At 57.8% G+C, this 19262-nt stretch carries 21 protein-coding genes; 9 read left to right on the top strand and 12 right to left on the bottom strand.

The genetic code is table 11. From position 1 onward, the window contains the following. Positions 1 to 7 precede the first annotated feature (7 nt). From IE091_RS10955 to argC, 4 genes are all read right to left on the bottom strand, one after another. Complete coding sequence (locus IE091_RS10955; protein WP_016915590.1) at positions 8 to 679, bottom strand: amino acid ABC transporter permease; 672 nt, start codon at positions 677 to 679, stop codon at positions 8 to 10. A gap of 98 nt (positions 680 to 777) precedes the next feature. Beyond that, positions 778 to 1545, bottom strand: coding sequence for a transporter substrate-binding domain-containing protein (locus IE091_RS10950; RefSeq protein WP_100731122.1), 768 nt, complete (start codon positions 1543 to 1545; stop codon positions 778 to 780). A 149-nt stretch (positions 1546 to 1694) separates the two neighbouring features. Beyond that, positions 1695 to 2048 (bottom strand): iron-sulfur cluster insertion protein ErpA, encoded by a 354-nt coding sequence (gene erpA, locus IE091_RS10945; RefSeq protein WP_026001913.1) that lies wholly within the window; start codon positions 2046 to 2048, stop codon positions 1695 to 1697. A 98-nt stretch (positions 2049 to 2146) separates the two neighbouring features. Beyond that, positions 2147 to 3181 (bottom strand): N-acetyl-gamma-glutamyl-phosphate reductase, encoded by a 1035-nt coding sequence (argC, locus tag IE091_RS10940; protein WP_189463649.1) that lies wholly within the window; start codon positions 3179 to 3181, stop codon positions 2147 to 2149. Positions 3182 to 3344: 163 nt separating this feature from the next. Between argC and IE091_RS10935 the strand changes: the two genes are divergently transcribed. The 5 genes from IE091_RS10935 to IE091_RS10915 all read left to right on the top strand — a co-directional run bounded on the left by IE091_RS10935 (position 3345) and on the right by IE091_RS10915 (position 8195). Continuing rightward, positions 3345 to 5150, top strand: coding sequence for a chloride channel protein (locus IE091_RS10935; RefSeq protein WP_189463648.1), 1806 nt, complete (start codon positions 3345 to 3347; stop codon positions 5148 to 5150). A gap of 22 nt (positions 5151 to 5172) precedes the next feature. Next, positions 5173 to 5604: a protoporphyrinogen oxidase HemJ gene (hemJ, locus tag IE091_RS10930; protein ID WP_016915595.1), complete on the top strand. Its 432-nt coding sequence runs from the start codon at positions 5173 to 5175 to the stop codon at positions 5602 to 5604. Beyond that, a complete protein-coding gene (gene thiD / locus IE091_RS10925) occupies positions 5604 to 6413 on the top strand; it encodes a bifunctional hydroxymethylpyrimidine kinase/phosphomethylpyrimidine kinase (RefSeq protein ID WP_189463647.1) in 810 nt (269 codons plus the stop codon). The genes hemJ and thiD overlap by 1 nt, the downstream gene beginning before the upstream one ends. Positions 6414 to 6450: 37 nt before the next feature. Next, positions 6451 to 7731 (top strand): glutamate-1-semialdehyde 2,1-aminomutase, encoded by a 1281-nt coding sequence (gene hemL / locus IE091_RS10920; protein ID WP_039179067.1) that lies wholly within the window; start codon positions 6451 to 6453, stop codon positions 7729 to 7731. A gap of 86 nt (positions 7732 to 7817) precedes the next feature. Further along, the gene (locus IE091_RS10915) at positions 7818 to 8195 is read left to right on the top strand and encodes a hypothetical protein (RefSeq protein ID WP_039179070.1); all 378 of its coding nucleotides are present in this window, start codon (positions 7818 to 7820) and stop codon (positions 8193 to 8195) included. Between the two features lie 50 nt (positions 8196 to 8245). Here IE091_RS10915 and IE091_RS10910 read toward each other — a convergent pair whose 3' ends face one another. From IE091_RS10910 to IE091_RS10885, 6 genes are all read right to left on the bottom strand, one after another. Continuing rightward, positions 8246 to 9028, bottom strand: a complete 783-nt coding sequence (locus IE091_RS10910) for a curlin subunit CsgB (RefSeq protein WP_144983957.1) — start codon at positions 9026 to 9028, stop codon at positions 8246 to 8248. A gap of 57 nt (positions 9029 to 9085) precedes the next feature. Then, positions 9086 to 9604, bottom strand: a complete 519-nt coding sequence (locus tag IE091_RS10905) for a hypothetical protein (RefSeq protein ID WP_144983954.1) — start codon at positions 9602 to 9604, stop codon at positions 9086 to 9088. Positions 9605 to 9826: 222 nt separating this feature from the next. Further along, positions 9827 to 10657 (bottom strand): CsgG/HfaB family protein, encoded by an 831-nt coding sequence (locus IE091_RS10900; protein ID WP_039179075.1) that lies wholly within the window; start codon positions 10655 to 10657, stop codon positions 9827 to 9829. 60 nt (positions 10658 to 10717) lie between these two features. Further along, positions 10718 to 11095 (bottom strand): curli assembly protein CsgF, encoded by a 378-nt coding sequence (locus tag IE091_RS10895; RefSeq protein WP_373294998.1) that lies wholly within the window; start codon positions 11093 to 11095, stop codon positions 10718 to 10720. 41 nt (positions 11096 to 11136) lie between these two features. Beyond that, on the bottom strand, positions 11137 to 11652 hold the full coding sequence (locus tag IE091_RS10890) for a CsgE family curli-type amyloid fiber assembly protein (RefSeq protein WP_039179081.1): 516 nt from the start codon (positions 11650 to 11652) through the stop codon (positions 11137 to 11139). 17 nt (positions 11653 to 11669) lie between these two features. Further along, the gene (locus IE091_RS10885; protein WP_039179084.1) at positions 11670 to 12362 is read right to left on the bottom strand and encodes a LuxR C-terminal-related transcriptional regulator; all 693 of its coding nucleotides are present in this window, start codon (positions 12360 to 12362) and stop codon (positions 11670 to 11672) included. A 281-nt stretch (positions 12363 to 12643) separates the two neighbouring features. On the opposite strand from IE091_RS10885, the gene rdgB reads away from it, so the two are divergent. From rdgB to IE091_RS10865, 4 genes are all read left to right on the top strand, one after another. Further along, the gene (gene rdgB / locus IE091_RS10880) at positions 12644 to 13252 is read left to right on the top strand and encodes an RdgB/HAM1 family non-canonical purine NTP pyrophosphatase (protein WP_026001914.1); all 609 of its coding nucleotides are present in this window, start codon (positions 12644 to 12646) and stop codon (positions 13250 to 13252) included. Then, on the top strand, positions 13245 to 14414 hold the full coding sequence (hemW, locus tag IE091_RS10875; protein ID WP_189463646.1) for a radical SAM family heme chaperone HemW: 1170 nt from the start codon (positions 13245 to 13247) through the stop codon (positions 14412 to 14414). The genes rdgB and hemW overlap by 8 nt, the downstream gene beginning before the upstream one ends. Positions 14415 to 14458: 44 nt before the next feature. Then, positions 14459 to 15130 carry a YiaD family glycine zipper/OmpA-like lipoprotein gene (locus IE091_RS10870; protein WP_039179089.1) on the top strand — a complete coding sequence of 224 codons (672 nt, stop codon included), beginning with the start codon at positions 14459 to 14461 and terminating at the stop codon, positions 15128 to 15130. A 76-nt stretch (positions 15131 to 15206) separates the two neighbouring features. After that, on the top strand, positions 15207 to 16052 hold the full coding sequence (locus IE091_RS10865) for a 23S rRNA (adenine(2030)-N(6))-methyltransferase RlmJ (protein WP_144983951.1): 846 nt from the start codon (positions 15207 to 15209) through the stop codon (positions 16050 to 16052). 20 nt (positions 16053 to 16072) lie between these two features. On the opposite strand, the gene mnmE is transcribed toward IE091_RS10865, so the two are convergent. Together mnmE and yidC are read right to left on the bottom strand one after the other, a co-directional pair. Beyond that, positions 16073 to 17452 (bottom strand): tRNA uridine-5-carboxymethylaminomethyl(34) synthesis GTPase MnmE, encoded by a 1380-nt coding sequence (gene mnmE / locus IE091_RS10860; protein ID WP_144983948.1) that lies wholly within the window; start codon positions 17450 to 17452, stop codon positions 16073 to 16075. Positions 17453 to 17569: 117 nt separating this feature from the next. Further along, complete coding sequence (gene yidC / locus IE091_RS10855; protein WP_189463645.1) at positions 17570 to 19252, bottom strand: membrane protein insertase YidC; 1683 nt, start codon at positions 19250 to 19252, stop codon at positions 17570 to 17572. Between the last annotated feature and the right edge of the window lie 10 nt (positions 19253 to 19262).

Genomic DNA, 19262 nt, shown 5'->3' with positions numbered 1-19262 from the left:
GCGCTCCTTATTGGCCAACGACGCCGCGCCGTTCCAACTGGCGCAGGATGATAGAGAGGGTCCAGGTAATGGCCAGGTACATCAGGGCGACCATGAAATAGACTTCCAGCGCCGTGAAGGTGGTGGCAATGTAGATCTGCCCTTGGCGCACCAGCTCGCCCACCCCGATGACGGAAAACAGCGAGGTGTCCTTGATGCTGATGATGCCCTGGTTGCCCAGCGGGGGGATCATGCGGCGGAAGGCTTGAGGCCAGATGACGTAACGAAACGACTGCGCTCGGGAGAGCCCCAGCGACAGCGACGCTTCGCGTTGCCCGCGTTCGATCGACTGCACGCCTCCGCGTACGATTTCGGAGATATAGGCCCCCGAATTGACGGCAATGGCGGCAATGCCGGCCACCAGCGCATTGATGGGGCCACCCAGCAGTTGGGGCAGGCCGTAGAAAATGAACAGCACCTGCACCAGGATGGGCGTACCGCGAAAGACTTCGACATACAGGATGGCTGGCCAGCGCAGCCAGCGCGTGCGGCTGATGCGCAGCAGGCCAAAGAAGATGCCGATGAAAAAGCCAATGGCCAGGCCGCCGAACGAGATCAGCAGTGTCCACGGAATACCGGGTAACAAGTAGGGAATCGAGCGGAAAGCGGCCGCCCAGTCGAATTGAAAAGTGACTTCCACGTGACGTCTCCAGAACAGCACCACACAATGATTCAGGGCCGGGGGCTAGGCCGCCCGGCCCTGTAAACGCGAGATAACGCACTTACCTCAGACAGTGCTTACTCTTCGTCGGAGGACTCACCAAACCACTTCTGGTAAATCTCGTCGTAGGTGCCGTCTTCACGCATGGCCGCGAGTGCTTCATTGGCGGGTTCTACCCACTGGCTACCCTTGTGGAAAACGATGCCGTACTGCTGGCCTTCGTACAGGGGGCCGACGACCTTGGTGCGACCTTCACCGCGTGTTTGCGAGAAGTAGGCAACGTTGGGGGCATCGTAGAACGCGGCATCGACGTTACGCCCCAGCAGGGCCATGTACATGTCGCTATTGCCTGGATAGGGAGTGATATCGGCGTCGTCGCCCAGCTGTTCTTGCAGGAAGTCGTAGCTGGTGGAGCCGATGCGCGTGGCGATGGAGAGCCCGGCCAGGTCTTCGATGGACTCTACGTCATCGTTGTCGGCACGCACGATGATCTGCAGGCCCGAGTCGTAGTAGGGGTCAGAGAAGTCGACGATCTGCGCACGCTCTTCGGTGATGGTCACACCGGCAATGGCAATTTCCTGGCTGCCGGTCTGGACGGCCGGAATGATGCCCGCGAACTCCATGGTGGTGAGATTGACGTCGAAGCCAGCCCGTTCGGCGATTTCGTTGATGATGTCCATGTCGAAGCCGATCATTTCACCGGTTTCGGGGTCGAGCATCTCGAAGGGCACAAAGCTTGGGTCAGTCACCACATTGACCGTGGGTGTGTCAGCAAACGCAGTGGTACTGCCCAAGCCCAGTGCAACGGCAGTGGCGATAGCGGAGGTGGTAAAAAAGTGTTTCATTAGTTTCCCCGAGTTTTATGTGGTTTCCGTCACCGTTTATAGCGTGTTTCTTCTTATAAACCGGTCGATGAACCGTTATTGACCTTTTTACCTTGGCGAGAAACCGCCAAGGCGTCAAGTCATGGGGAAGTCGTTGCGACCAACGCTGGTCATACCATGAACGAGGCACCACAGCCGCAGGTGGTGGTGGCATTAGGGTTTTGCACGCGAAAACGCGCCCCTGCCAGGCCCTCTTCGTAGTCCACGGTAGAGCCGACCAGGTATTGGTAGGAGAGGGGGTCTACCACCAGCGTGGCATCTCCGAATTCGATCAGGGTGTCGTCCTCTGCCACGTTGTCGGCAAAGTCAAAACCATACTGAAAGCCGGAACAGCCACCACCGGTGACATAGACACGCAGCTTGAGGGCTGGATTGTGCTCTTCGGCCATGAGTGCCTTGATGCGCTGGCGTGCACTGTCGGACAGCATTAAAGGGGTTGGAACAAAAGCTTCTGCACCGCTCATGGGTACCTCCCGCGAGCTTTAGGAACGAATAGACGGCATGGGGGGATTATGGGTAATTCCCAGCAAAATGGTCAACTATTGCCGGGAATTACTGCGGCTCAAGGCATCAGAGCGGGGGCGTTGAGGCCCATCTGCTCATCGAAGCCAAACATCAAGTTCAGGTTCTGGATGGCCTGGCCGGAGGCACCCTTGACCAGGTTGTCGATGACGGAAAGTACCACCACCGTATTGCCGTTGCCCGGACGATGCACGGCGATGCGGCAGGTATTGTTGCCTTTTACGCTGCGGGTTTCCGGGTGGCTGCCGGCGGGCATGACGTCCACGAACGGCTCATCGGCAAAGCGTTTTTCGAACAGTGCCTGCAAGTCGCCTGGCTCGGTGCTGAGGGTGCTGTAGAGCGTGGCGTGGATACCGCGGATCATGGGAGTCAGGTGGGGGACGAAGGTCAATCCCACGGTGTCTGGCTGCATGTCGCCCAGGCCCTGACGAATTTCCGGCAGATGGCGATGGCCGCCTGCACCGTAGGCTTTCATGGACTCGCTGGCTTCGGCCAACAGCGAGGCGACCTTGGCACCACGCCCAGCGCCGGTGACCCCGGACTTGCAGTCGGCAATCAGCTGATTCGGGTCGATCAGGCCCGCTTCCAGCAGCGGCAGGTAACCCAGCTGAACGGCGGTGGGGTAGCAGCCGGGTACCGCGATCAGACGCGCGGTCTTGATCTTTTCACGATGCATTTCCGGCAGGCCGTAGACCGCCTCTTTCAACAGTTCAGGGGCGCCGTGGGGCTGGTCGTACCAGCGGCTCCACTCGTCGGCATCGCGCAGTCGAAAGTCGGCCGACAGGTCGATGACGCGGGTTCCGTTGGCCAATAGCTCGCCTGCCAGCGCATGGGCCACGCCATGAGGGGTGGCAAAAAAGACGGCGTCCATGGCCCCCAGGGCCTTGGCATCGGGCTCACTGAAGGTCAGGGTATCGTAGTGGCCTCGCAGGTTGGGGTACATGTCACAGATCTTGACGCCTGCTTCCGAGCGCGACGTTATTGCTTGAACATTTACCTCGGGGTGCTGGGCCAGCAGCCTCAGAAGTTCAACACCGGTGTAGCCAGTGCCGCCTACAATGCCAACGTTTATCACAGATCACTCCTTGCGCCTTCTGCACAGTCCTGGCAGCGGTAATTAGCAGCCTAGCAAGTTTTGCGAGGCTGTTGATGTGTCTCCAGCTATGATACACAAGAGAGCAGGCGCATAAGAGCACTGCGTGTCGTAGACCCACTCTACCCAACCAAGGACGAGCGTTGTGGCAGGTTTTTCGCGGTCAGATTTCACCTTAGAGGGTTTTCGTCGCCAGCTGGCCAATGTGGATGCCTTGCCGCAACTGTGTGTGCTGGGCCTGGTGTCCGGTGTCATGACCGGGGCCGTCATGGTGGCATTCAGGCTGCTGCTGGAGGCGGGAGCCGCGCTGTACATGCCGGACGGTAACCCGGAAGGCTTCGAAGCGCTGCCCCCGTGGGTCAGAGTGCTGCTGCCCCTGCTGGCCGTGAGCGTCATCGGTGTGCTGCTGTATCGTCAGAAGGCCACCGCACGCAAGCTGGGCGTCGGCCATGTCATCGAGCGCCTGACCTACCATCAGGGGCGTTTTCCACTGCGTAACTGGCTCAACCAGTGGTGGGTCGGGGTGGTATCGGTGTTGGGCGGTCTCTCTGCTGGCCGTGAAGGACCGGCGATTCATCTGGGGGCGGCGGCTTCCAGTGGCCTGGGGATGCGGCTGCGGCTGCCGCACAACAGCCTGCGTGTGCTGGTGGCCTGTGGAACGGCGGCGGGTATTTCTGCCTCTTTCAATACGCCCATCGCGGGGGTCATCTTTGCCATGGAAGTGGTCATGATGGAGTACACCCTGATGAGCTTTATGCCGGTGATCCTGGCTTCCACCATGGGTGCGCTGGTGGCTCAGCTGGCGTACGGAAACGAGCCAGCCTTCCGCATCCCTGAAGTAGCGCTTGGCTCGCTGATGAATTTGCCCTGGATAGTGGTGACGGGGCTAGTGATTGGCCTGATGGCTGGCGTATTCATTCATCTGGCACGCCATGCCTTCCTGGGAGGGCTGCCGTTATGGCTGAGGCTGGGCAGCGTTGGAGTGGCCACGGGAGCACTGGCGTGGTGGTTTCCTGAAATACAGGGCATTGGCTACGATAGCCTGGCCGCGGCGCTGAATAACCAACTGACCGTTAGCGTATTGCTGGCGCTGATGATCGGCAAACTGCTGATCACGGCCCTGACCGTGGCGGGCGGAGTGCCGATCGGTATCATCGGCCCCGTGCTGGTGTCGGGTGCAGCCACCGGCGCACTGGCAGGCATGCTGGGTGGCTGGCTATGGCCCGACAAGGCGGCAGATCCCGGGATTTATGCCATGCTGGGGATGGCCGCCATGATGGGCGCCGTGCTGCAGGCTCCGCTGGCGGCCTTGATGGCACTGCTGGAGTTGACCCACACTCCCCACATGATGTTGCCTGGCATGCTGGCGGTGGTGGTGGCTTGCCTGACCTCGCGACAGTTGACGGGCTGTGAAGGGTTTTTCGTCAGTTCGGTGCGGTATGGCATGCACCCCTTGCAGCAGCCGTTGATGCAGGCGCTTTCCAGAGTGTCGGTGCCTGCGGTCATGGAGCGCTCTCTGGTGCGTACCGAGCGCATGATCACCCTCGAGCAGGCCCGCCAGCGGCTGGAGACCAACCCTACCTGGCTGGTGATCGAACGATCCAGCGACGACAAGCCGGTATTGGGCTTGAAAGCGGCAGAGCTGGCCCGCTGGTTGCTGGAGCATGACGAAGCCTTGAAAGAGGGAGCCGCGCAAGAGGAGGAGTTGATCGACCTGTTGGAAATTCCCGGGCAGCGGCTGGAAATGGCCCCCATCGGTTTGCAGTCCACCCTGTCGGAAGCCTTCCTCAAGCTGCAGGACAATACGCTGGATGCGCTCTACGTGATTCATGGCTACCGACCAAAGCAGCAGCGAATTTCAGGTATCATTACTCGCGGCGCCATCGAGCGCTATTACCACTATACCGATACACGTCATTCTGACCCCCGTGACCCCACTGTTTCGCAATGAGCGCACCTATTAAGGAGAGACCATGTACGAGTGGATAAAGGCCATTCACCTGATGGCCGTTGTGACCTGGTTTGCTGCACTGTTCTATCTGCCACGGCTATACGTGTACCACGCGATGGCGCGCGACAAGGGGGATGTCCAGGCCATCGACTACTTCAAGACCATGGAGCGCAAGCTTTATCGCGGCATCATGACGCCCTCCATGATCGTCGTGCTGCTGTTTGGCGGCTGGCTGCTTTACCTGGTACCTGCCTGGTTCACTCAGGGCTGGATGCACGTGAAGCTGACGCTGGTAGTATTGCTGGTGGCCTATCACCACGTATGTCTGATCTATTTGAAGCAGTTGGCTCAGGATCGCTGCACCAAGAGCCACGTGTTCTTCCGCTGGTTCAATGAGGCCCCTGTCGTGGCCCTGATCGCCATCATTCTTCTGGCGGTAGTGAAACCCTTTTGATGCGCCAACCACTTCCTCCCGTTGTACTGGTATTGGCAGGCCATGATCCTACCGGCGGCGCTGGACTGGTCGCCGATAGCGAAGCCATCGCCGCGTGTGGTGGCTGGGCAGTGACCATTCCCACCGCCCTGACCGTGCAGAACTGCCATAATGTCACCACGGTATTACCAGCCGATGCAGCTGCCATGCGGCAAATGGCAGAAGCGCTGGTCGACATGCAGATTGCCGCCATCAAGCTGGGCTTGCTGGCGGACGAAGCGACCTTGCGTGCGGTCGAGCAGATCGTGCGGCGTTTTCCGGGTGTACCGGTGGTGGCAGACCCCGTCTTGAAAGCGGGCGGCGGCACTGAGTTATCCACACCCCGTTTGCAGAAGCTTTATAGTGACCGTCTGCTTCCCCTTGTGGATATCCTGACGCCCAACCGTCATGAACTGATCGCGCTCACGCCTGAGATCGACGCACCGTTCGATGATACGGCCCGCGCTGTTTCGTTGTTGTCGCGCGGGTGCCAGGCGGTACTGGTCACCGCCACGGATGAGCCTCTGCCCGGCAGCGGGCAGCAGGTGGTCAACACACTGCATTCGCCCGATACCACTCGCCAGTGGCAGTGGCCCAGGCTGCCGGAAGTATTTCACGGGTCCGGATGTACGCTGGCTTCCGCCCTGGCCGCTCGTTTAGCCGTAGGTGAGCGCTTACCTACGGCTTGCGAACAGGCACAGCACTTTACCTGGGAGAGTTTGTCACACGGCTATCAGCCGCCCAGCGGGCAGTGTTTGCCTCAACGTCTATCACGCCCTGCACGCTTTTGATTTTTATTGTCCGTCAGCTATTGCTATAGAGGATGCCATGACCACATCTGCAGAATTATTTGATCTGGCCAGTCGCCATATTCCCGGTGGCGTGAACTCGCCGGTGCGCGCCTTCAAAGGCTTGCATCGTCCCCCGGTGTTCATGGAGCGCGCCCAGGGGGCCTACCTGTTCGACGTCGAGGGCAATCGTTACATCGACTATATCGGTTCCTGGGGGCCGATGATTACCGGTCATGCCGACCAGGACGTGCTCGCCGCCGTGCGGGCGCGCCTGGATAATGGGCTCTCCTTTGGCACGCCTACGGCAGTAGAGACCACCATGGCGGACCTGATCTGCGAGATGATTCCGTCCATGGAGATGGTCCGCATGACCAGTTCCGGTACCGAGGCGACCATGTCGGCCATCCGGCTGGCGCGGGGCACTACGGGAAGAGACAAGATCGTCAAGTTCGAAGGCAACTACCATGGCCACTCGGATTCGTTGCTGGTCAAGGCAGGCTCTGGTGCGCTGACCCACGGTGAGCCCAGCTCGCCCGGTGTGCCTGCTGCGCTTGCCGAGCACACCATCACGCTCTCTTATAATGACCCGGAAGGCGTGGAAGCGTGCTTTGCCGAGATCGGTGAGCAGATTGCCTGCATCATTGTCGAGCCGGTGGCGGGCAACATGAACTGTATCCCACCCCAGCCTGGTTTCCTGGAAACCCTGCGCCGTGTGTGCGACCAGTACGGTAGCCTGCTGATTTTTGATGAAGTGATGACCGGCTTCCGTGTGGCCCTGGGCGGGGCCCAGGCCTATTACGGCATCACGCCTGACCTCACCTGCTTGGGCAAGATCGTGGGCGGGGGCATGCCGGTCGGGGCGTTCGGTGGCAAGCGTGACATCATGCAGAACATCTCGCCGCTTGGCCCGGTGTATCAGGCAGGCACCTTGTCGGGTAACCCGCTGGCCATGGCCGCAGGCGTCGCGCTGCTGACCAAGCTGCAGGTGCCGGGTTTCCATGATGCTCTTACCCAGCGTGTGCAAACCCTGTGCAACGGCCTGCAGGAGCGTGCCAACGCCGCGCGGGTACCCATGTTGACCCAGTCGGCGGGGGGAATGTTCGGCGTTTTCTTCACTTCGCAATCTCGGGTCGATAATTTCGCTCAGGCCACGGCGTGCAACCCGGATGCTTTCCGCCGCTTCTTTGGTGCGATGCTAGACCATGGCGTCTATCTTGCACCGTCTGCCTACGAAGCGGGCTTCATGTCCAGCGCCCATACCCCAGAAGATATCCAGCTCACGCTGGATGCCGCCGAAAAAGCCTTTGCCGTCATGTAGTATTCAGTAACGGGGGGTATGTCGACTGCTACACTACAAGGGCCGCTCAACATGAGCGGCCCTTGTGGTTACCGAGGTAGCTCACCATGATACGACGGCCGGTTTATCACGCTTCACGCTTTTACGGCGCGCTATTCACCGCCGTTCTCACCCTTGGCTCGCCCTTGGCAGGGTTGGCCGCACAGGAGCAGGATATGACCCAGATCCACATCACCATGAGCGGCTCCCCTGGCGCAGAGTTCTCCGCCGAGTGGCGCATTACCCATGACGGCGAAACCGTCGAGCATCCGGAAACCCGTGGTACGGTTCCAGCAGAATTCACCTTCGAAGGCGATACGTTGGAAGGCACCGTCAAGCTGTTGAGCGATGACGAGCGGCTGGAAGTCGATATCGTCAAGGGCAGCAACCGTTCCCGCTCTTCGACTCAGGGCAAAGGTGGCACGCTGACGCTGATGGTGCGTTAAGGCATAAAAAAACCGCCCCCGAAGGGGCGGTAGCGAGCATTCGGTATTGCTTAGTGGCCTTGGCTGACCACGTTGTAGTTGCCATTGCCGTTGGTCACGATTTGCGAGAAGTGCTGGCCTGCTCCGTTAAAGGCACCACTTTGGTTGACGAAGTGGGTGTTAAGACTTCCATTGGTGCTGATGAAAGAGTCATGACCGTAGCCGGTTTGAGTGACGGCTGCGTAGTTGAAGCTGCCATTGAGGATGATATCGCTGTCCAGCTCATCACCGGTTTGGGTAGTGTAAGTGCGGTTGAAGTTGCCGGATGCTTTCACGTAGCTATCGTTAAAATCGCCATCTTGCACCACGTTGGACTCGTTAGCCCAACCTTCCTGCTGTACCCAAGAGTCGTTGAGCTGACCTTGCTGGTCCACGTTGGCCAGGTTGCCTTTGCCACTCTGTACGACGATGGAGTCGTTGGTGACGCCTTCCTGGGTAACGTAGGCAGTGTTCAACTGGCCGGACTGGGTAATCGTGGAGTAGTTGTTACCAGGCGCGGTGCTGGCAGTGCCGACGATTTCGTCTTGAGTGACGTTAGCACGGTTGAAGCTACCTTCCTGCTTGATGCGAGAATCCTGGGTGCCCCACTGGGTGACCGAGGTACGGTTCAAGTCACCGTTTTGCTCGATCTGGGAGTCGCTGCCTACGGCACTGCCGGCATACAGTGAACCAGCCATGCTATCGACCGCTGCGCGGGAGCCGTTGAACTGCCAGCTGGGAGCCGTTTGTGCCATGGCGGCAGCGCTCATGGTCAGTGCGATGGCAGCAGCGATAGTAGTGATTTGAGTTTTCATGGTTACATCCCCTTTATGATGGCTTGCTTCGTTGGTTACTGAGATAGCGGCAGCAACTCAGTAAGTTTCGACGGTGACTGGGCGCAGGGTGCTGGAGTAGGCTTGTTGCTCTACGCCGATGCTGCGGTAGCCACTCCCCGATTGTGAAACTTGGATATCGCTTTGATGACCCACTTGATTGATATAGGCTTCAAGCGATTGTTGGTTTCCAGCTTGGGTGAGATGTGCTTTGTGATGGTTGCCTTGTTGGAATACCACCCCGAAGTTATTTCCCCCACGTTGCTCCATGACGGCAATGTTTCTGCTGCCCAGCTGAGTGATTCGAGAAAAGTTGCCTCTCTGGTAACTCGCTGAGTAAGACTGTGAAACCATTGCCTGATTGTTATTGCCGACTTGCTCGATGATGCTGTAGTTGCCTTGCCTGGCAGTGTCTACCGAATTGAAATACTGTTCGATACGTTGGTCAGCGGCGTTGGCCGAGGCTGAAATCGATACCATCGCTGCCACCAGGCTTGAAGCGGCGATCTTCAGGAGTCGCGTCTTGTTACTGGTGTGAGATGCTGCGGAAGGTTTCATTTTTCATCCCTCTGAAACTTTTTGTATCGTTTTGTATTTCATGTGTTGAGTTTGATCGATTATTGGGTTGACGCCATAAGCAGTTTGAATAGTTACGAGAGGGTTTTTCTCATAATTTACTACCAAAAAAGTATGAATTTCCTAATGCTGTGATGGCATAAAAAGACGCGGCCCTATCCAAAGATAGGGCCGCGTCTTTTTATGAACTAACGCCGTCATTGATTACAAAGCAGGTATTGGCGCATTCAGATAGTCTGCTAGTACGGTATTTTGCAGCGTCGTGCCGTTGGGCAAGTTCCATAGATTGTTTTCGACGCCACGTGCGATCAGGTGAATGACCGCAGATTCAATGGCTGACATGACGGCCAACTGAACGGGCTCGTTCGTGGTGATACCTGCCTCGGCTTCCAGAAGACGCCTGAAATCGATGAAACGGTAAACACCGGCACGCAGCTCTTTGGAATAAATGGTTTTGGTCGTGGTCACGTTGGCCAGAATTTCACCCGTCGAGATCTCCACGGCGCGCAAATTCACGGTGACCTGGTCTACTTGATACTGTCCCGACGCACCAATACCGAAGTATTCAGCCCCGGCCCCCCCCGTACGGATGTTGGATTCATAGGCAATGATGCCGCCTTCCAGCATGACGGAAGCTGCTCTGAGAGAAGGCAAATTATCGGGTTGGCCAAAACGCTCGAACTCTGCGCGGATGATACGTCGTTCCGTCAACAGGTTTTGTAACCCTACCCGCTCCAGCGGTATGAACCATCCCGAATCAGCCAAAGCGCCGGTCAGCATGGCGGCAGCCCCCTGCGTCACCGCCGTTGAAAAGGTGCTGGCAGGTGCGGGACGGTACTGCCCGGTCTGATCACGAAAGTCATACACAGAAACGAAAATTTTGCCTGCGGGTGGCGGTAGCGATACCAGGTCCTGGTACGTGGCTCCTCTGGGGGTAAGTGTGGCCTGCGCTCCTTCAAGGTTTTCGGAGTTGGCCACCATTCCTGCGCAGCCACTCAGGAGGCTGACAAGGAGCATGGACGCGATGATTTTCATGTTGATCCCCTGACGACACTGTAAGTGATGGTGTTATGTGTTGTGTGTGCCGAAACGCTGCTAAGGGTTGAATAGCCCACCGACGCTGATGTTGGTCACGTCGCCAGTGACTTTATCCACCACTCTCACGATCAGTTGCCCCCCTTCATCGCGGACGACGACGCTAAATTCACCGCTATCGAAGGAGCCCTCTCCAATGTTGCCCGCCCCGACATCCGTGATCAGCTGAGAGATCAGCCGACTCTCCAGGCTTTGGATGAGTCGCTCGGTGGAAGAGATCGGCTCGATACCGCGTGCGTTGGGATCGACGTTGGTATCCTGTGACTGGGCTTTGCCCAGCAGATAGGTGCCCATGAACGGGTCCCCTCCAAACGAAGGGTTCAATGGGCGATAGATCAATTCGCCTGCAACGCTCTCAAGAGTAACGACTCCCAACATGACAGCCGTAGCGAAAGCGCAGGCTTTGCGGTGAGTGTTCATCAGTTCAACTCCTCTCTACCCAGGTCTTTATCGGATGTGATGGCGGCGGTAAGCTGCTGTTGAAGCAGCGCTTCTTCCACGATATTTACAGCTTCTCCGGCAACACGGTCCGCTTCGTTGATTCGGGGAGAGAGCTGTGTTCTGAAATACATGCGGTTGCCTTCCATGACCCAGATCTGGCTTCCCCAGCGAGCATCTGGGCGCTCTTGAATGGTCAGGGTGGCGTTGCCGATGATCAGGTTATCCATCGCCCGCTGACTGAAGGCGCGATAGAACGTTTTTCCGGCCATGGTGATCGTTCGATCTACCATGATGCCGGTCAGCTCACTGCCCCTGTTCACTCGGCCTTGAACTTCCGGGCCATCTGGGCTCGACAGCTGATTGATGGCATCTATCTCCGCTTGCTCATTGACGGGCAAGGTGCTGGCGGGGTCAGCAGGTTCATTGGCGTGACTGTAAAGCCCTGATCCTGAGCTCAGCAGTACCGTCATGATCAAGAAATGGCGAAGGTTCATGGCGTTTACCCCTGTGCCTAGCGATGCCGTTGCAGGCTTCGCGCGGCCTCCATGTTGGGGAGGATGGGGCCCAGGTTCTGGTGGATCCAGTTGAGCGCCTGAATACGATTGTGTACGTTGATTTTTCTGAAGATATTGTAAAGATGTGACTTCACCGTGTGCTCACTGACGAACAGCTTGTCGGCGATTTGCTGGTTGGACGACCCATTGCTCAGCAGTGAAATGATTTCCATCTCTCGATTGGTCAGGCCACAAGCCGGGCGAAAGGCGTTGCTCTGATACTTGCGGTAAAAAAGGATAAGCCGCGCCATCAAGTCGCGTGACATCCACAACTCCCCCTCCAGCAATGAGAGGATGCCCTTGCAGATCACTTCCAGGCTTTCGTCCCGGTAAAAAACGCCTTTCAAATGAGCGCAGGAGAGTGCTTCCAAGGCGTGATCCATATCTCGCACATTGAAGGCTGCCAGCGGTGATTTCGCGAGCGAATCCGACAGTTTGTCCTGCCATTCTGGCAGTGCATCGACGCCGATATGGTCGCTGTCGATGAGGATCAACAGTCGATCGGTGATTGTCGCAGGCAGTTGAGCAGCAGGTGAGTGAACGCTCACACTGCAGCCCGTGTGCTCATGCAGGTAATCAGCAAATAGCTGTGCTTGAGGGCTTTTTTCGGTGACGATGTACACCAAGCCGGGGGTCTTTTGCTGGGACATTGGGGGAGCCTCATTCAAGGAGAACATCAGCAGGCGACCCTAACAGTGTTGCCTATAAGATACTTTTCGTAAAGAAATGTTATCAAAATAATGAGTAAAGTAATTTTCATATTGTTATTCTTTTTTTATCTAAAAGCCAAGTTATTGATTTATATTTTATAAATGAGTCATCTTCGAACGATTGGGCGGTAACCATAAAAATACGCTGGGTAAACATTCCATGTGCTTTAGCTGTGTTTCTGTTCAGCGTAAACTGAGGCTCCCTGTTTGGAGGTTTCGATATGTCGACGGGTACGACGCTTGTCCTGGCCAGTGGAAACGCAGGAAAACTTAAAGAGTTCAATCAGTTACTTGCCCCGCTTGGGCTCGATGTAAGAGCACAGGCAGAGTTTGGCGTGCAAGACGTGGAAGAAACCGGACTGACCTTCGTTGAGAATGCGCTGTTAAAAGCTCGTGAAGCCAGCCGAGTCAGCGGGTTACCTGCCCTGGCAGACGATTCGGGGCTGGAGGTGGATGCACTGCAAGGAGCACCAGGTATCTACTCTGCGCGTTATGCCGGTGAGCCGAAGAGTGACGAACGCAACAATCAGAAACTGCTGGCGGCGCTTGCCGACTGTGCGGAAGGCCAGCGCAGTGGCCGCTACTGGTGTGTGCTGGTCTATTTGCGTCATGCCGAAGACCCTGTCCCCGTCATCGTACAGCGCAGCTGGGAAGGCGAAATTCTGGCGCATCCCCGTGGGGATGGTGGGTTTGGTTACGATCCTCTGTTCTGGTTACCGGATCAAGGCATGAGCGTGGCTGAGCTGGCGTCAGAGTCCAAGAACCGGTTGAGCCACCGCGGGCGTGCGCTGCACGATCTCGTGGATATCCTGAAGGTGGCGCATGGCTGAGGCACTGCCGCCCCTGTCGCTTTACATCCACACCCCGTGGTGTGTTCGCAAGTGCCCTTATTGCGATTTCAACTCTCACGAGCCAGGCGCCCAAGGGCTCCCTGAAGAGGCGTATCTGGCTGCGCTATTGGCTGATCTGGAGCACGATCTTCCTCTGGCAGCCGAACGCCCTCTGCAAACGATCTTCATTGGCGGCGGGACGCCTAGCCTGCTCTCGCCGGACTTCTATCAGCGGCTGTTTCAGGGTATTCAGCAGCGTTTGGCGTTTGCACCGACCATCGAGATCACTCTGGAAGCCAACCCAGGCACGACCGAACAGCAGCGTTTCGTAGGTTACCGAGAGGCGGGTATCAACCGGCTGTCGCTGGGGATACAGAGTTTTCGTCCGGTGCAGCTAGAGGCCCTGGGGCGCATCCACAGTGGGCAAGAGGCATTGACGGCCGTGGGGCAGGCCAGGTCGGCGGGCTTCGATAATATCAACATCGACTTGATGCATGGGCTTCCCCAGCAAACGCCTGAACAGGCCATGGAAGACATCGACCAGGCCTTGGCATTGGCGCCGGAACACCTCTCCTGGTACCAATTGACCCTGGAACCCAATACGGCTTTTTTCTCACATCCTCCTCCGTTACCGGAAGAGGAAGCGCTGTGGGACATTCAGGAAGCAGGGCATGTGCGCCTTGAACGGGCAGGGCTGCAGCGTTATGAAATATCGGCCTATGCGCGCCTCGGCTCACAAAGCCAGCACAATCTGAACTATTGGCGCTTCGGCGACTATCTGGGCATTGGAGCGGGTGCCCACGGCAAGTTGACGTGTATCGACGAGAATGGCCAATGGCAGATCGAACGCCGCTGGAAAACCCGCCAGCCTCAGTCTTATTTGAGGCGTCTCGACGATCCACGTGGTTTCGTGGCCGGCAAACAGCCGATCGAAGCCGATGAGCTGCCGCTGGAATTTGCCATGAATGCACTGCGATTGACGGAAGGGGCAAGCCTGAAGACATGGCAAGCGCATACGGGCCAGCCTGTCGAACTGTTACTTGACCGTTTACAAATCGCTCACGAAAAAGGACTTTTGGTGGAAATGCCCGAAAAGCTGCGTGCTTCTCCTCAAGGTCTATTATTCTTGAACGAACTGCTGGCACTGATCAGTGATGAGTGAGCAGTGATAACAAAGGCAAAACCTAATCGTAAAAGGAGTGAGTGATGCGTATGTTCCGACTACTGACCCCGTTGGCGGCGGCTATTCTGGTGGCGGGCTGTGCCACCACCGACCCTTATGGTGGTCAAACACAACGCTCCAGTACAGCGGTGGGTACGGGCATTGGGGCAGCCATTGGTGCCGCAGCGGGTGCCTTGTCTGGTGATGGAAGCACTAGCCGTCGTGACCGAGCGTTGATCGGGGCAGCGGTTGGCGCCGCCGCCGGTGCTGGGGTCGGGGCCTACATGGACCGCCAGGAGCAGCAGCTGCGTGAAAACCTGCAGGGGTCTCGTATCGAGATCGACCGTCGCGGCGACGACATCGTCTTGAACATGCCCAGCAGCGTGACCTTTGGTTTCGACTCTGCTGACCTGACCAGCGACGCACGCAGTGCACTCAATGAAGTCGCCAATGTCTTGACCCAGTACACGGATACCCGCGTCAATATTGCTGGCCACACCGACAGCACGGGCAACGCGGATTATAACCAGCGGCTTTCCGAGCGCCGTGCCGAATCGGTAGGTCGTTACCTGGGGCAGAATGGCGTTTCCTCCATGCGTCTGAACACCTTGGGTTACGGTGCGACTCGGCCGGTTGCCAGCAATGACTCCGAACAGGGGCGTGCACAAAACCGTCGTGTCGAAATCACGCTGACGCCGACAGGCAATGGCCAATAAGCCGTAAAAACTCTGCATTGCTCTAGAACGCCCGCTATGCTCACATAGCGGGCGTTCTGTTTATATAGGCATCCTCATGCTGTCATACCAACACGCCTACCATGCCGGTAACTTCGCCGATGTTCAGAAGCATCTGACGCTCTATGCCGTCATTGATCATCTGTTACGTAAAAAATCAGCAATTACATATGTGGATACCCATGCGGGCAGAGGCTTCTATCCGCTGGCTACCGAAGAGACACAGCGGTTGCTGGAGTATCGTGAGGGCGTTTTACCGCTCTGGCAGCATCGCCAGCAGTTGGCAGATCCGCTGCTAGGCGCCTGGCTCGAGTCCGTGGCCAGTGCCCAGCCAGACGCTGATACACTGGCCTGCTATCCGGGTTCTCCCTGGTGGCTCGCCCAGCGTCTGCGCTCAGAGGATCGGCTGATCCTGTTCGAACTGCATCCCGGTGAGCACGAACATCTCGCCAGCCAGTCGCTGCCCAAGCGGGCGACGCGTATCTTCGGCGATGGGTTGGTCGGCCTGCGCCATCAGGTACCGGCATCGACCCCCAGGGTGTGTGTGTTGATGGATCCCAGCTACGAGCGCAAGATCGAGTACCACGAAGTGGTGGAAAGCACGGCCTACGTGCTTGAGAAAGCCAGGCATGCCGTGGTGATGATCTGGTATCCGTTATTACCTGCCGAACACCATCAAGCGCTGCTGGCAGGCCTGCGTGACAGCGGAATTCGCAAAATCTGGCAAAGCGAACTGCTGCTACGTGCCCCTGAAGCGGGTGCCCGCGGCATGTACGGAAGCGGCATGCTGGTCGTCAACCCCCCCTGGGGGCTGGAGGAGCGTCTGATCAATGCCATGTCACAGATAACACCGACGCTGGGCGAGCACAGCCGCTTCCGTACGTCCTGGTTGGTCCCGGAGTAAAGGTGGAGGAGTAGTCGAGTCTACTTGCCGATACAGAAGCTGCCAAAGATCTCTCCAAGCAGGTCGTCGGCGCTGAACTCCCCGGTAATCTCTCCCAGTGCCTGCTGGGCATCGCGCAGATCTTCGGCCAGCAGCTCTCCTGCACCGTAGCCTTCCAGCTGAGCGCGCCCTGCTTCCAGTGCGGCCATGGCACGGTCCAGGGCATCCAGATGGCGGCGGCGCGCCGAGAAACGACCTTCGGTAGTGGCGGAAAAGCCCATCACCTCTTTCAAATGGGATTTCAAGTTATCCACACCTGCCCCCGTTTTGGCCGAGAGCCTGACGATAGGAGTGCCTGTGGGTAACTCAGATGCTTCGAGCCCTGGCGCTTCGGCGCTGCTGTCGATCTTGTTGCGCACCAGGGTCAATCGCTGCTGGTCCGGCAGGCGGGCCACGAACTCGGGCCAGATGGCCATGGGGTCCGTTGCCTGGGTAAGCGAGGCATCGACCAGCAGCAGTACGCGATCGGCTTTCTCGATCTCTTCCCAGGCCCGGGCAACGCCAATTTTTTCTACCGCGTCCGGCGTATCGCGCAGGCCAGCGGTGTCGATAATATGCAGTGGCATGCCGTCCAGGTGGATGTATTCACGCAGCACGTCGCGGGTGGTGCCCGCAATGTCCGTGACGATGGCCGTGTCCTGCTCGGTCAGCGCATTGAGCAGGCTGGACTTGCCCGCATTGGGGCGCCCTGCAATCACCACGCTCATGCCTTCACGCAGCAAGGCGCCTTGGCCTGCGGCCTGGCGCACACGCACCAGTGCCTGCTGCACCTGCTCAAGATGCGTTGCCACGTGGCCATCGGCAAGAAAGTCGATCTCTTCTTCGGGGAAGTCGATGGCGGCCTCTACATAGACACGCAGCTCGATCAACTGCTGAACCAGCCCAGAAACGCGCTGTGAAAACTCGCCTTGCAGCGAGCGAAGGGCATTTTCGGCAGCCGAGCGTGAGCTGGCATCGATCAGGTCGGCAATCGCCTCGGCCTGGGCCAGGTCCAGCTTGTCATTCAAGAACGCGCGTTCGGAGAACTCGCCAGGCCGAGCCAGGCGGGCGCCCAGGGCGAGGCAGCGCTCCAGCAGCATATCCATGATCACGGGGCCACCGTGCCCCTGCAGCTCCAGCACGTCCTCCCCGGTAAAGGAGTTAGGCCCGGCAAACAGTAGCGCAATGCCTTCGTCGATAATGCCTTGAGCGCCGTTGAAGGGGCCGTAATAGGCATGACGCGGGGGAGGGCATTGCCCCAGTATGGCCTGAGCGATATGGCGGCTTTCCGGGCCAGATACGCGGATGATGCCAACGCCGCCGCGCCCAGGGGGGGTGGCCAGGGCGGTAATCGTGTCTTGGGTATAGAGTCGTTCAGCCATAACGCGTCCTGGAGATCCAAAAAGAAAGTGTATCGTGTATGCAGCAGAAGAAAAGGGCAGGCCTGAAACGCCAGACCCCCGCTTTAGCGGGGGTCTGGTGAAGAACGGGATGAGAGGCTACTTGGTGCGCATCCCTTTGCCCACGTTGGGGTCTTTCTCGATATTGCGGGTAATCACGTACTGCTGGGCTACCGAGATGATGTTGTTCACCACCCAGTAGATGACCAGACCCGCCGGGAACCACAGGAAGAAGAACGTGAAGATAATGGGCAGCATCTTCATGATCTTGGCCTGCATGGGGTCCGGAGGCGTCGGGTTGAGCAACTGCTGAACGTACATCGATACACCCATCAGGATGGGCAGAATGAAGTACGGATCTTTCACCGACAGATCTTGGATCCACAGCATGAACGGCGCATGGCGAAGTTCAACGGATTCCAGCAGCATCCAGTACAGCGCGATGAAGACCGGCATCTGGATGAGGATCGGCAAGCAGCCACCCAGCGGGTTGATCTTCTCTTTCTGGTAGAACTTCATCATCTCTTGAGACATTTTCTGGCGGTCATCGCCATAAAGCTCTTTGAGACGCTGCATCTCCGGCCCGAGCTTGCGCATCCGAGCCATGGACTTGTAGGCCTTGGCTGAAAGCGGGAATAGCGCGAGCTTGACCAGCACGGTCAGCAGAACGATGGACCAGCCCCAGTTGCCGACTACGTCATGAATCTTGTCGAGCAGCCAGAACAGCGGATTGGCAATGAACCACAGCCAGCCGTAGTCCACGGTCAGACGCAGATTCGGTGCCACCTGCTCCAGGTACTCCTGTACCTTGGGCCCCATGTAGAGGGTAGCCCCCAGAGTGGCTTCGCCTTCGGCGGCCACGCTGGTCACCGGCCCTGCAAAGGCGGCAACGTTGCGGTTGCTGGAGTCGGTGGTCGCGTAATACAGGTTCTGCTGATTCTGAGCAGGTGCCCAGGCAGAGACGAAATAGTGCTGAATGATGGCTACCCAGCCACCTTGGGCCTCACGGTTCTCGAACCGACCGCGCTGGATATCATCGAAATCGACTTTTTCGTAGCGGGTATCGGGTGACGAGTAGGCTGCGCCCAGATAAGAGCTCATGCCCATGGCGACGCCACTGGAGGGGTCCGGGCTGTTATCGCGAGCCAGTTGGCCAATGAAACGGGCACTGACAGGTTCATCAGTGTTGTTGGCCAGGTAATAGCTGACATTGACCGCATAGCTGCCGCGCTCGAAGGTCAGGCGCTTGATCACGTCAACGCCGTTGACTTCTGCCGTCAGGTCGACGGTGAGCTCTTGCTCGTCGTTACCCAGACGGTATTCGGTGTTTTCAGGCGTAAACGTGATGCGACTTGCCTGGCCATCCAGCTGCAGGCCAGAGCGTGCTACGTAGCTGCGCGTGGCGTTATCCGACAGCAACACGTAGTTGCGTTCAGAGTCCAGCGTCAGCTTGTGCTGTGGCAGAGCGGCATACACGATATCCCCACCAAAGGGGTCGATGCGTACGTCCAGCACATCGGTAGTGACGGCGATGAAGTCACGACTGGCGGTCGAACTTGGCGAGTCGCTCATGCCTTCATCGATGGCGGCCTGAGGTGCGGAAGTACTGGGAACGGAAAGATCGTCGCTGCCGCCTTCACTCGCAGGTGCCCCATTGCTTGTCTGGGTCATTTCGGGAGTGGAGTCGTAGCTGGTCTGCCCGTAATCCTGATTCCACTGTACAACCAGTAGGTAGGCAAGCACTGCCAGTGGAATCAGTAATAAAAGTCGTTTTACGTCCATGAGGGTTCTG

The organism is Vreelandella hamiltonii, assembly GCF_014651775.1.
Lineage (GTDB): Bacteria > Pseudomonadota > Gammaproteobacteria > Pseudomonadales > Halomonadaceae > Vreelandella > Vreelandella hamiltonii.
Note: the sequence above shows the minus strand (reverse complement) of the source record. Positions and strands in the feature narration are given on the sequence as shown.